We start from the raw sequence: 11,670 nt of genomic DNA, 5'->3' as shown, positions 1-11,670 counted from the left end.
GCGCAACCGCAACCGTCACAGCCCGTCGCGGCAGCAATTCTTGTTACAGAGCCGCGATCAGAGCAAACGGAATATCCCACGAATTTATCCCATTATCACAAAATATTTGATACTTTTGCGGCGGAAGCTGTTATATCTTGCGCTCGATCAAGGAGCCGCGCTTCGGGCGTGGGCGGTCAGCGGCAATGAAAAGCGACATCAGGCGGCAAGGCATTATGGAGTTTCTGATGGACGCCGGTCAGGCCGGCGTCGACGATCTCGCTTTGCGCTTTGGCGTCTCGAAGATGACCGTGCATCGCGACCTCGACGAGCTCGAGGAAAGCGGTTTCCTGCGCAAGGTGCGCGGCGGTGCTTCGATCCAGCCGAGCAGCCTGTTCGAAAGCGACTTCCGCTACCGGCAGAAGCAGGCGACCGAGGAAAAGCAGCGTCTGGCCGCGGCTGCCGTGGCCATGATCGAACCTGGCCAGACGGTGATCATCGATGACGGCTCGACGGCGGGCGGCATTGCGCGCCATCTCGCCGACCTGCGGCCGCTGACGGTGATCTCCAACAATCTGGCCGTCATCCAGGAACTGGCCGGCGCCGGAGGGATCAACCTGATCGCGCTCGGCGGCCAATACAGCAAGAAGTTCCACGGCTTCTTCGGCCTGCTGGCCGAGGCCTCGCTCAAATCGCTGCGCGCCGACGTCGCCTTCCTGTCGTCTTCGGCCATCCATGGCGCTTCCGCCTTCCACCAGGATCAGGAGGTGGTACAGGCCAAGCGGCTGATGATGGTGGCGGCGACCCGCAAATATCTGCTGGTCGACCACGGCAAGTTCGGCCGCACGGCGCTGCATTTCCTGACGGATCTCAGCGCATTCGACGCGGTCTTCACCGGCCGGGCGCCCGAGCCGGGCGTGCGCGCGGTGCTGGATGCCGCCGGCGTTTCGCTGACGGTGATCGACAAGGGATCATGATGCCGGAAATCGGCGGATCGTGATCAGCAAAGTTAAGGAGCAGTACGCGTGGTTTACTGGGTCGGTACAAGCTGGAAGATGAACAAGACGCTCGCCGAGGCGCTGGATTTCGCGCAGCGCCTGGCCGGTTTCATTCCCGGTTTCGATGACCGCATCCAGCCTTTCGTCATCCCGCCCTTCACGGCGGTGCGCGAGGTCAAGCAGGCGCTGTCGTCGACGCACATCAAGGTCGGTGCCCAGAATATGCATTGGGCCGACGCCGGGGCCTGGACCGGCGAGATCTCGCCGCTGATGTTGAGGGATTGCGGGCTCGATCTGGTCGAACTCGGCCACAGCGAACGGCGCGAGCATTTCGGCGAGACCGACCGCACGGTTGGCCTGAAAACGGCGGCCGCCGTGAAGCACGGACTGATACCGTTGATCTGTGTCGGCGAGACGCTGGCCGAGCGCGAAAGCGGGCAGGCCGATGCCGTGCTGAGCGCCCAGGTCGAGGGCGCGCTGCAATTCCTTGAAGGCGAGGCGAAGGGCGGGAAAATCCTCTTCGCCTACGAGCCGGTCTGGGCGATCGGCGACAAGGGCATTCCGGCCAGCGCCGACTATGCCGACAAGCAGCAGGCATTAATCAAGACAGTGGCCGGCGCCCTGCTGCCGTCGGTGCCGCCGGTGCTTTATGGCGGCAGCGTCAATCCCGGCAATGCCGCCGAGCTGGTCGGCCAGCCCAATATAGACGGCCTCTTCATCGGCCGTTCCGCCTGGCAGGCGGACGGCTACATCGACATTCTCGGCCGCGCCTCGGCGGCGATCTGAAACCATCCGGACACGAAAGGGAAAAACATGAAAATAGCCATTGGAGCCGACAGCGCCGGCAAGCCGCTGCTCGATGTCATCGCCGCGCACCTTGCCACCAAATCCGGCCTGACGGTCAGCGATCTCAGCCAGGCCGGCTATTATGCCGACCTGTCGCAAAAACTCGCCCAGACCATCATCGACGGCGAGAACGATCGCGGCATCCTGTTCTGCGGCACCGGCATCGGTGTCTCGATCTCGGCCAACAAGGTGCCGGGCATCCGCGCCGCGCTCACCCACGACACCTATTCGGCCGAGCGCGCGGCGAAATCCAACAACGCGCAGATCATCACCATGGGCGCCCGCGTCATCGGCCCGGAACTGGCCAAGGCGATCGTCGATACGTGGCTGGCCTCCGAGTTCGACGAACAAGGGCCCTCGGCCGGCAACGTCCAGGCGATCAACAGGCTCGACGCGGCGGCGAAACGTTAGCTCAGGCTCTTGCGTATCGCGCCGATCACGGTGACGGCCGATGCCCCGCCGGGGTCGATATGCCCGAGCGATCGCTCGCCGAGCCGCGAGGAGCGGCCCTTGGCGGCGATCATGTCCTTGGTTGCTTCCGCCCCACGCTCGGCGGCTGCCAGGGCCGCCTCGAGACACTGAGCCAAGGTCTTGCCGGCTGCACTGGCCGCGGCGGCCGCTTCGGCCGCCGGTTGCCAGGCATCGACCATCGTCTTTTCGCCCGGTTCGGCCTTGCCGCGATCCTTGATGCCCTGTGCCATGGCCTGGAACAGGGCGATGAAGTCCGCGTCCGCCAGCGTCGCCTTGCCCTTGACGGCGGCGCCGCCGCGCATGAAGGCCGTCGCATACAGCGGGCCCGAGGAAGCGCCGACGGCATTGAGGAATGATTTCGCCGCCGTGTTGAGCAGCGCCGTCGGCTCGGTCGCCGCAAGGTCGAGCGAGGCCAGCGCATCGCGCACAGCGTTGAAGCCGAGCGCCATGGCGATGCCGTGATCGGCGTCGCCAATGACGCCGTCGAGCTGGCAGAGCCGGTCCTTGTCGGCCTCGATCGCCACCGCGATCGTATCGAACATTCTTTTCAGGTCAGCGGTGTCGATGGTCACGGTTTTGCTCTTTCGTCAGCCGGCACGGAACATGGCGCAGTCGCAGGGGTGATCGAGCATGGTCTGCAATTCCTCGTCGAGATGAAAAAGCGTTACCGAGGCGCCGGCCATTTCCAGTGACGTGCAGTAATTGCCGACCCAGGTCGCGTGGGTGGAAACACCGATATCGTCGAGCCGCTGCTTGACCCGCCGGTTCATGATGTAGAGCTCCATCAGTGGCGTCGAGCCGAGCGAATTGACCAGCACAGCAACCTTGTCGCCGCGCTTGGGCGCCATCTCGGCGAAAATCTTGTCCAGCATCTCGTCGGTGATCGCGTCGGCGGTCCCGAGCTTGCCGCGGGCGATGCCGGGTTCGCCATGGATGCCCATGCCGATCTCCATTTCGTCCGCGCCGATCTCGAAATTCGGCCGCCTTGTCTGCGGCAGCGAGCAGGCCGACAGCGCCACGCCCATGGTGAAGGTGTGGTCGTTGGCCTTGCGGGCGATGCGCTCCACCTCGTCCAGGGAGAGCATCCGGTCGCAGGCCGCACCGGCCGCCTTGAAGATGAAGAAATTGCCAGCGACGCCACGGCGCTTCTGCCGCTGGTCGCGCGGCGCCGAGGCGACGTCGTCGGTGGTCAGGACGGTGCGCGCCTCGATGTCATCCATCGCTGCCATCTCGGCCGCCATGTCGAAATTCATCACGTCGCCGGCATAGTTGCCGTACATGAACAAGACGCCGGCGCCGCCGCTGACTGCCTTGGCGCATTCGAGGATCGGATCGGGCGGCGGCGAGGCAAAGACGTTGCCGATGGCCGCCGCATCCGCCAATCCCTTGCCGACAAAGCCGAGAAAGGTCGGCTCATGGCCCGAGCCGCCGCCGATCACCAGCCCGACCTTGCCGGGCCGCGGCCCGTCGCGGGCGATGATCGAGCGCGGACTGCCGTCAGCGCTCCTGAGGTGGCGAGGATGCGCGGCGAGGATCCCTTCAAGCATTTCGTCGACGGCGCGATTGCCGTCATTGATGATCTTCTTGGTCTGCACCGGCATCCTCCCCGAACTCGGTATTTCGCAAATACTACCGGGTGTTATCGCGATTTCCACCCGGCCGGGAAGATTTCATGCCGCGATCTTTTCCCGCGCGGCGAGAATTTCCACGCAGGCCCTGGCCGCTTCCTTGCCCTTGACGGTGAAGTGCTCGAAGAAGAAGCGATGGTGCTCGGCGCTGTCGTGATAATTGTGCGGCGTCAGCACCGCCGAAAGCACCGGAACGCCGGTTGATAGCTGCGCGTTCATCATGCCGTCGATGACGGCGCTGGCGACGAATTCATGCCGGTAGATGCCGCCATTGACGACGAAGGCCGTGCCGAGGATCGCGGCATAGCGGCCGGTCTGCGCCAGGGTCTTGGCATGCAGCGGGATTTCGTAGGCGCCAGGCACGTCGAAGACATCGACGGCGAAGCGATCGCCTCCGATTTCGGCCAGTTCCGCCACGAAGGCGTTGACGCACTGATCGACGATGTCGGCGTGCCAGCGCGCGCGGATGACGGCGATGCGAACAGTTTCATAGTCTTTGTGGGAATGCTGATTCATGGGTCCATCCTTCCGTTTCGAGCCAGAATCAGGACGCACGATACGGAATTCGTCCCGCCGGAGCGGTCCGTTTTCCGTTTCGTTCTCTTTCATCCGGACTGTAACCGTCGGCTCCGGAATCACACCGGATCTGCTGACCTTTCCGATTTCTTTTCGGAAAGCGCTCGCGGGCTTGGCCGAAACCATTACCGCCGGTGGGGATTTTCACCCCGCCCTGAGAACATTAACGGGCTTGTATTGAAGGGCAGGGGTGCCGCTGTCAACCGAGCGACGGGCCGGTGGCCAATCACGTTCTGTCAACTGGAACAATTCCGTAAAAGAACCGCCCTATCGCGTGCGCCACGCAGTCGCCGCTACGGCAACCAGCATCAGCAGCGCCGCAACCATCGCGCAGACGGCAAAGCCGAAGCTGGAATAGATCGGCCCGAAGCCGGTGGTACCGATGAAGACCGCCAGATAGGTCACCGCGCTGTTCAGGCCCATGATCGTGCCGCGCCGCGAGGGGTCGAGCGCCGAGAGGCGCATCACCAGGACATTCAGCCCGAAATGATTGGCAAGCCCCCAGATAGCCACCATGGCCAGCGTCAGGCCGAAACTGTCGCTCGTCGCGGCAATGGCGACATAGACGGCGGCGACAAGAAGATAGGCGAACGGCATGACGCGACGGGCGCCCAGGCGATCGATCAAGCCGTCGAGGAGGGCAGCCGTGCCGAAGCCGATGCCGTAGGCGAGCGCGGCCCAGCCATTGGCGCTCACCGATTTGCCAAGTCCGCTGTGCAGGTGGTCGCCGAGATAGCCATAGACGCCATAGAACGCGGTCATGAAGGCCGCGCAGGCGATGAGAAGCGGCACAATGCCGGGAATGCCGAGTGCCGCCAGCGGCGTCGGTGCCGGGCCGCTCTTCCTGATGTCGCTCAATGACGTCATGGTGAGGCTGGCCAACGCCAGCATTGCCAGCACCGCGACGGCGGCGAAAACGGCGCGCCAATGCACGAGATCGGCAAGCACGGCCGAGAGCGAGACGCCGGCCACCATGCTGAGCGTCCATCCGGTCAGCACGACGCCGATGGTGCCGCTTTCGCGGCCGGGCGGCGCGATCGCCGCTGAACTCGCATAGATCGCCGGCATGGCGACGCCGGCGGCGATGCCGGCGATGAGTTGCGCCGCGACAAGCATCATCACCGTCGGTGCTGCCGCGCTGGCAACGAGGGCAATGGCCAGCAACAGCAACGCTCCTTGCAGCATCCGGCGGGCGCCGAGCCGGTCGATGTAGCGGGCAAGGAACAGGGCGCTCGCCGAGGTTCCGAGGCCAAAAGCAGCCGCCGCGACCATGACGGTCGGGACGCTGCTTTCGAAGGACAAGGCCACCGCCGGAGCTATGGGCCCCAGCACCAGCGAATTCGATCCGATCACGGCGATGCAGCCGGTCAACAGATAAGCGAGGGCTGGGATCGGCGGCCTGGCGTCTGCTGCCAGGACTGTGGCTTGATTGCTGTTCGACATATCATCATAATGGCCGTATTAAATTCCGTGGCAATCAGGATTGTCGACATGGATGAAGAAACAGATGGCGTTCTGCAGAACAGGCCTGCGCCCCGCGATATCGATGCGATTGACCGAAAAATATTAGGTGTTCTCGTCGACGACGCGACTGTCAGCTATGCCGAACTCGGCGATCGGGTCGGGCTTTCGCCGCCAGCCGCGCATGAACGGGTCAAACGCCTTCGGCGCAGCGGCGCCATTCGCGGCACGGCAGCGATCATCGACCCCAAAGCGGTGAAGAAGCCGCTGCTCGCCTTCGTGCATATCGACACCAGGGGCTGGGGCAAGACCCCGGAGCTGATGGCGGTTTCGCAATATCCGGAAGTCGAGGAGATCCACACCGTCGCCGGCGATACCTGCATGCTGTTGAAGGTCCGCACGGAAGATACGAGGGCGCTGGAAGGCCTGCTTGCTCGCCTCTACGAAACGCCCGGCGTCACCTCGACGCGCAGCTATGTGGTGCTGTCGACCTATCTCGAGCGTCCGGTGCAGCCCGGCATCACCGACACATGGCCGACGCCGGGGCACATGAGCAAGCCGTTGTACTAGCCGGGTTCGGCGCTATGCCCGTTCGGGGAACATTGCCTTCAGGCCCTCGCGCGAGGCCTTGGCGATGCCGCGCTCGGTGATGAGCCCGGTCACTAGCCGTGCAGGGGTCACGTCGAAGGCCGGGTTGGCGGCCGGCGTCGCTTCGGGCGAGATGCGTACCTGGGCGATCTCGCCGCTGGCGGTCTTGCCCCAGACCAGCGAGACCTCGTCGGCCGAACGCTGCTCGATAGGGATCTCCTCGAGCCCGTCATGCACCGTCCAGTCGATGGTCGGCGAGGGCAGCGCGACATAGAACGGCACGTCATTGTCGGCGGCGGCGAGCGCTTTCAGATAGGTGCCGATCTTGTTGCAGACATCGCCGTCGGCGGTGGTGCGGTCGGTGCCGACGATGACCATGTCGATCGCGCCGCGCTGCATCAGATGGCCGCCGGCATTGTCGACGATCAGCGTGTGCGGAACGCCGTGGCCGGCCATCTCCCAGGCGGTGAGCTGGGCGCCTTGGTTGCGCGGCCGGGTCTCATCGACATAGACGTGGACCGGGATGCCGGCTTCCGTTGCCAGATAGATCGGCGCGGTGGCAGTGCCGTAATCGACGGTCGCCAGCCAGCCGGCATTGCAGTGGGTCAGGATATTGACCGTTTCGCCCGGCTGCTTGCGCGCCGCGATCGCCTTGATGATGGCGAGACCGTTCTCGCCGATGGCGCGGTTCAGTCCGACATCCTCGTCGGCGATCTCGGCGGCGCGCCGATAGGCGGCCGCGGCGCGTTGTTGCGTTGGCAGCGGCTTGAGGAAGCGCCGCATCTCGTCCAGCGCCCAGCGCAGATTGATCGCCGTCGGACGCGTCTCGTGCAGCGTCTCCCACACGGCATCGAGCGCTGCGTCGGACGGATCATCCGCCATCTGCATGGCGACGCCGTAAGCCGCGGTGACGCCGATCAGCGGCGCGCCGCGCACCCACATGTCGCGGATGGCGGTGGCGATTCCGGCAACCGTGCCGATCGTCTCGATGCGGAAATCATGTGGCAGCCAGCGCTGGTCGATGATCTCGACCGAACGGCCGTCGTCGCTCAGCCAGATGGTGCGGTAGTGGCGGTCGCCGACGTTCAAATGCTGCTCTCCTGTTCGATCAGCGCGGCCAGGGTGTTGACCTCGTCGATGCTGTGTATCTGGCGCCGGTTGACGGCGATGTGACGGCCGAATTTCAGCGCCTTTGCCTCGCAACTGGCGCGAAGCTCTTCATCGGCAATGGTCTCGAAATCGGCATTGTGGGCGAGGCCGAGGATGCGCCTGTGCACCTCGATGCCGGCAAAGCCGAGCAGATCGGTCCAGATCTGGTGCAGCATATGGTCGAGCGCCTGTTCGGCACCCAGCCTGTCGCCCTGATCCTCGAACAGGCTTTTTTGGTAGAGCATGCCGGTGCGCTCGCTGCGCCACAGATGCGAGAATTCGGCGCGGAACACCGCCCATGTCTCTGCGGTGACCCCAAGCAGATAGACGCGCATCGCATCGCGCTTGCCCTTCTCCTCATGTCCGTGTTGCGAGAAGAACGACATCCAGAAATTGGCGAGCAGCATGCCGACATCGAAGGCCATCGGTCCGTAGAAGGCGAACTCCGGATCGATCATCCGGGTCTCCGTGTCGGTGACCATGATCGAGCCGGAATGCAGGTCGCCATGCAGCAATGTCTCGGCATTGGCGGCGAAAATGTGCTTCAGCCGCTGCGCCTCGACCTTGAGGTCGCGATCAGCGCGCAGTTCGGCGACGATGCCGTCGAGCTGCGGCGACGTATGGCGGTTCATCTTGGCGTCGAAATAGGGATCGGAAAACACCAGGTTCTCGGTGATGTCGCAGAGCTCGACATTGTCGGCGAACAGCGCGAGATCGGCCTTGCGATCCTTGGTCACCATCGACAGGTCGGAACCGCGAAACAGCGTACGGGCCATGAACAGGCCGATATCCCTGGCGATGTTGGGCAACTGGCGCCCGTCGATCAGGGCGCGCCTGAGAATGATGTGTGGCGGCGCCAGATACTCCATGATGATCAGCGCCTGGCCTTCATCGAAATGATAGATCGCCGGCACCGAGCCCGGCGCGCGCGCCTCTTGCCTTGTCAGCGCGTGATACTCGAAGAAGGAGCGCTTCAGCGGCAGCGGCCAGCTGTCGCCGACCAGGCGGACATAGGGCAGGGCCTGCTTGACCACCGCCGCGCCGCCGGCGCCCTCGACGATGAAGACGAGGTTGAGATTGCCGTCGCCGACCTCGCGGACCTTCCACTGTGTCGTGTCCCTGCCGATCTTGGCGCACAGCGCCTCGTTCGTGCCGAGGCGCGTTGCAAGCGTCTCCACCGACAGTGCTTCGAACGGCGATTTTCCGGTCATTCGTGTCCCTCCCGCCTGTGCGCTCCGATCATAAGGGAGCCTTGACGGCGGGGCCAAGCTAGGAAGCGATCTGGCAATTGTCAATCGTGTTGACAATTGCCGATGTAGCCCATAGCGTCATGGTCAGGGAGGAACGCATGGTCGGCAATGCCGTGTTCCGTGTAGAGGGACTGAGGAAATCCTTTGGCCGTAACGAGGTGCTTGGCGGCATCTCGCTCGAGCTGCATTCCGGCCAAGTCACCGTGCTGATGGGCGCCAATGGCGCCGGCAAATCCACCCTCGTCAAGATCATCAGCGGCGTCTACGAACGCGGCGGCGGCACGATGACCCTCGCGGACCAGGATTTTGCGCCGAACACGCCGGCGGAGGCGATCCGCGCCGGTGTTGTCACCGTGCACCAGAACATCAATGACGGTGTGGTCGCCGACCTCGACGTCGCCACAAACCTCACACTCGACAGGCTGAGCGGCAAGGGCGTGCCGACGCTGTTCAATCCGGCCCGCGTGCGCCGCGAGGCCAAGGCCGTCGCCGACCGCATGGGGTTGGCTATCGATCTCAAGGCCCGCGTCAACGACCTTTCGCTGGCCGATCGCCAGATGGTGGCGATCGCGCGGGCCTTGGCGCATCAGCCGAAAGTGCTGATCCTTGACGAGCCGACCTCCTCGCTCTCCAGCGCCGAGGCCGACCGGCTGTTCGCGCTGGTCGACAGGCTGCGCGAGCAAGGCGTGGCGATCCTCTACATCTCACACCGCATGTCGGACATCAGGCGGCTTGCCGACCGCATCGTCTCGATGCGCGACGGCGTCATTTCAGGTGCCTTCGACACCAAACCGCTCGACTATGAAGGCGCGGTCAATGCCATGCTCGGCCGCAAGATCCATCTCGACCAGATCGTTGCCAGGAGTTCGGCCAAGCCGGTCCTGACGGTCGAAGGCCTGCGCATCGGGCTAGGCGCCAGGCCGATTTCGCTGACGCTTGGCGATGGCGAGGTCGTCGCCATCACCGGCCTCGTCGGCGTCGGCAAGACAGCACTTGCCGAGACGCTGTTCGGCGTGCGCAAGCCGCTGACCGGCACCATGACGATGAACGGCAAGCCCTATGCGCCGCGATCGGCCGGCGATGCGATCGCCGCCGGCGTGTTCCTCGTCGCCAAGGATCGCGCCACCAGCGGCATCGTCAGCGGCTTCAACATCGAGCGCAATGTCAGCCTGCCTTTCCTCAAGCGCATGTCGACTCTTGGCGTGCTCAAGCGCCGCCTCGAACGCGCCACCGCGCGCCGGCAGATCGAGGAACTCAGCATCGTCTGCCGTTCCGAGAAAGACGAAATGTCGGCATTGTCAGGCGGCAACCAGCAGAAGGTCATGGTTGCCCGCTGGATGGCGCAGAATGCCGCGCTGTTCATCCTCGACGAGCCCTTTCAGGGCGTCGACATCTCGGCCAGGCGCGACATTGCCGCCAAGCTGAGAGCAAGCGCCAATGGCCGCGCGACGCTCTTGTTCGTCACCGAACTCGACGAGGCGCTGGAGACGGCCGACCGCATCCTGGTGATGTCGGAACACACAATCGTCGGCGAACACCGCAACGCCGAAGTCGATCTCGATCGCCTGCTGGCCGAGGTTGCCGGCGGGCCGCTGCACAGCGCCGCCTGAGCGTGGCAGCGGCTAGAATTGGAATGGAGAGACTATGCGTCCGAGTTGGATAGGAATGGCTGCGTCGCGCGGGTGCGCTGAATGACGCTGCGCGACCACGCCATACGCTATGGGTTTATCGTCCTGTTGTTCGGGCTCGTCGCCTATTTCGCGATCGCCGCCGATGGGTTTGTCTCGCCGCAAAGTGCCGTCTTCATCTTCCAGTCGGTCGCCATCACCGGCGTGCTGGCGCTCGGCGTCACCGCCACGCTGGTCGTCGGCGGCTTCGACCTGTCGATCGGCTCGGTCGCCACATCGGCCATGATGGCGGCTGCCTATGTCATGGTGGTGTTGGAGCAGAACGCCGTCGTGGCGGTCGTTGTCTGCCTGCTCATCGGTGCTATTGTCGGGCTGATCAACGGCTGGCTGATCGTCTATATGCGCGTGCCCGATCTTTTGGCGACGCTCGGCATGATGTTCCTGCTGGTCGGCCTGCAGCGCATCCCGACCGAAGGCCGCTCGATCGCCACCGGCATGACCATGCCAGACGGTTCGGTCGCCAATGGCAAGTTCGGCGACGCTTTCCTGGCGCTCGGCCGCCACCGCTTCGACTTCTTCATCCCGAACCTCATTCCGGTGTCGGTGGTGGTGCTGCTGGTGCTGGCCCTGCTGATCTGGTTCTTCCTCGAATACACCCGGTTCGGCCGCATGATGTACGCGGTCGGCTCCAACGAGCGTGCCGCCGAACTCGCCGGTGCGCCTGTCAAGGCATACAAGATCTGGGCCTACGTTATTTCAGGAGTTTTTGCCTCGATCGGCGGCATTTTGCTCGCCGCCCGGCTTGGACGCGGCGACATCGCCTCGGGTAATAATCTGCTGCTCGATGCGGTTGCCGCGGCGCTGATCGGCTACGCGGTGCTCGGTGCCGCCAAGCCGAACGCCTTCGGCACGGCCGTCGGCGCGCTGTTCGTCGGCATCCTGCTGCAAGGCCTGACGATGATGAACGCGCCTTACTACACGCAGGATTTTGTCAAGGGCGTGGTTCTGGTCGTCGCCCTTGTCTTCACCTTTGCCCTTTCGGGCAGGGGCAGGGGGTAGTCTCGACCGGACAGGATTTTGGGTTCAACAAGAGTGG

At 64.1% G+C, this 11,670-nt stretch carries 12 protein-coding genes and 1 riboswitch; of the genes, 6 read left to right on the top strand and 6 right to left on the bottom strand.

From position 1 onward, the window contains the following. Nucleotides 1-185: 185 nt before the first annotated feature. Genes D3242_RS01875 through derI form a run of 3 tightly spaced genes read left to right on the top strand, consistent with a single transcriptional unit; the run spans nt 186 to nt 2,234 of the window. Nucleotides 186-956 carry a DeoR/GlpR family DNA-binding transcription regulator gene (locus tag D3242_RS01875; protein ID WP_027046586.1) on the top strand — a complete coding sequence of 257 codons (771 nt, stop codon included), beginning with the start codon at nt 186-188 and terminating at the stop codon, nt 954-956. 48 nt (nt 957-1,004) lie between these two features. Further along, nucleotides 1,005-1,763 carry a triose-phosphate isomerase gene (locus D3242_RS01870; protein WP_019856832.1) on the top strand — a complete coding sequence of 253 codons (759 nt, stop codon included), beginning with the start codon at nt 1,005-1,007 and terminating at the stop codon, nt 1,761-1,763. Nucleotides 1,764-1,790: 27 nt separating this feature from the next. Continuing rightward, a complete protein-coding gene (gene derI / locus D3242_RS01865; RefSeq protein WP_019856833.1) occupies nt 1,791-2,234 on the top strand; it encodes a D-erythrulose-4-phosphate isomerase in 444 nt (147 codons plus the stop codon). Here derI and dhaL read toward each other — a convergent pair. The 4 genes from dhaL to D3242_RS01845 form a co-directional block, all read right to left on the bottom strand. Further along, nucleotides 2,231-2,866 (bottom strand): dihydroxyacetone kinase subunit DhaL, encoded by a 636-nt coding sequence (dhaL, locus tag D3242_RS01860; protein ID WP_064983238.1) that lies wholly within the window; start codon nt 2,864-2,866, stop codon nt 2,231-2,233. The two genes, derI and dhaL, sit on opposite strands and share 4 nt — an antisense overlap. Nucleotides 2,867-2,881: 15 nt before the next feature. Then, the gene (locus D3242_RS01855) at nt 2,882-3,895 is read right to left on the bottom strand and encodes a dihydroxyacetone kinase subunit DhaK (protein WP_171880401.1); all 1,014 of its coding nucleotides are present in this window, start codon (nt 3,893-3,895) and stop codon (nt 2,882-2,884) included. Nucleotides 3,896-3,964: 69 nt separating this feature from the next. Further along, nucleotides 3,965-4,438, bottom strand: a complete 474-nt coding sequence (locus D3242_RS01850; protein ID WP_064983236.1) for a 6,7-dimethyl-8-ribityllumazine synthase — start codon at nt 4,436-4,438, stop codon at nt 3,965-3,967. A gap of 77 nt (nt 4,439-4,515) precedes the next feature. Next, a riboswitch (FMN riboswitch) is annotated at nt 4,516-4,664 on the bottom strand. Nucleotides 4,665-4,765: 101 nt separating this feature from the next. Continuing rightward, nucleotides 4,766-5,941 carry an MFS transporter gene (locus D3242_RS01845; protein WP_064983235.1) on the bottom strand — a complete coding sequence of 392 codons (1,176 nt, stop codon included), beginning with the start codon at nt 5,939-5,941 and terminating at the stop codon, nt 4,766-4,768. A gap of 48 nt (nt 5,942-5,989) precedes the next feature. Between D3242_RS01845 and D3242_RS01840 the strand changes: the two genes are divergently transcribed. Continuing rightward, nucleotides 5,990-6,529 (top strand): Lrp/AsnC family transcriptional regulator, encoded by a 540-nt coding sequence (locus D3242_RS01840; RefSeq protein WP_027046589.1) that lies wholly within the window; start codon nt 5,990-5,992, stop codon nt 6,527-6,529. Between the two features lie 12 nt (nt 6,530-6,541). Here the strand turns inward: D3242_RS01840 and mtnA are convergent, their stop codons facing one another. Then, nucleotides 6,542-7,636, bottom strand: a complete 1,095-nt coding sequence (gene mtnA / locus D3242_RS01835; RefSeq protein WP_038645256.1) for an S-methyl-5-thioribose-1-phosphate isomerase — start codon at nt 7,634-7,636, stop codon at nt 6,542-6,544. Continuing rightward, nucleotides 7,633-8,907, bottom strand: coding sequence for an S-methyl-5-thioribose kinase (gene mtnK, locus D3242_RS01830; protein WP_064983233.1), 1,275 nt, complete (start codon nt 8,905-8,907; stop codon nt 7,633-7,635). Before mtnK ends, mtnA begins: the two co-directional genes overlap by 4 nt. Nucleotides 8,908-9,044: 137 nt before the next feature. Between mtnK and D3242_RS01825 the strand changes: the two genes are divergently transcribed. Both D3242_RS01825 and D3242_RS01820 read left to right on the top strand, forming a co-directional pair. Continuing rightward, entirely contained in the window at nt 9,045-10,556 is a 1,512-nt protein-coding gene (locus tag D3242_RS01825; RefSeq protein ID WP_027046590.1) for a sugar ABC transporter ATP-binding protein, read from the top strand. 81 nt (nt 10,557-10,637) lie between these two features. Continuing rightward, nucleotides 10,638-11,633 carry an ABC transporter permease gene (locus tag D3242_RS01820; protein WP_019856842.1) on the top strand — a complete coding sequence of 332 codons (996 nt, stop codon included), beginning with the start codon at nt 10,638-10,640 and terminating at the stop codon, nt 11,631-11,633. Nucleotides 11,634-11,670: the final 37 nt, after the last annotated feature.

It is taken from the genome of Mesorhizobium jarvisii, from assembly GCF_003601985.1.
GTDB lineage: Bacteria > Pseudomonadota > Alphaproteobacteria > Rhizobiales > Rhizobiaceae > Mesorhizobium > Mesorhizobium jarvisii.
Note: the sequence above shows the minus strand (reverse complement) of the source record. Positions and strands in the feature narration are given on the sequence as shown.

What these genes read in the sequence shown, in the direction of transcription:
- D3242_RS01845 (WP_064983235.1), bottom strand. Translation starts at nt 5,941, where the DNA reads ATGTCGAACAGCAATCAAGCCACAGTCCTGGCAGCAGACGCCAGGCCG.
- derI (WP_019856833.1), top strand. Translation starts at nt 1,791, where the DNA reads ATGAAAATAGCCATTGGAGCCGACAGCGCCGGCAAGCCGCTGCTCGAT.
- D3242_RS01825 (WP_027046590.1), top strand. Translation starts at nt 9,045, where the DNA reads ATGGTCGGCAATGCCGTGTTCCGTGTAGAGGGACTGAGGAAATCCTTT.
- D3242_RS01840 (WP_027046589.1), top strand. Translation starts at nt 5,990, where the DNA reads ATGGATGAAGAAACAGATGGCGTTCTGCAGAACAGGCCTGCGCCCCGC.
- D3242_RS01850 (WP_064983236.1), bottom strand. Translation starts at nt 4,438, where the DNA reads ATGAATCAGCATTCCCACAAAGACTATGAAACTGTTCGCATCGCCGTC.
- mtnK (WP_064983233.1), bottom strand. Translation starts at nt 8,907, where the DNA reads ATGACCGGAAAATCGCCGTTCGAAGCACTGTCGGTGGAGACGCTTGCA.
- D3242_RS01820 (WP_019856842.1), top strand. Translation starts at nt 10,638, where the DNA reads ATGACGCTGCGCGACCACGCCATACGCTATGGGTTTATCGTCCTGTTG.
- D3242_RS01855 (WP_171880401.1), bottom strand. Translation starts at nt 3,895, where the DNA reads ATGCCGGTGCAGACCAAGAAGATCATCAATGACGGCAATCGCGCCGTC.
- D3242_RS01875 (WP_027046586.1), top strand. Translation starts at nt 186, where the DNA reads ATGAAAAGCGACATCAGGCGGCAAGGCATTATGGAGTTTCTGATGGAC.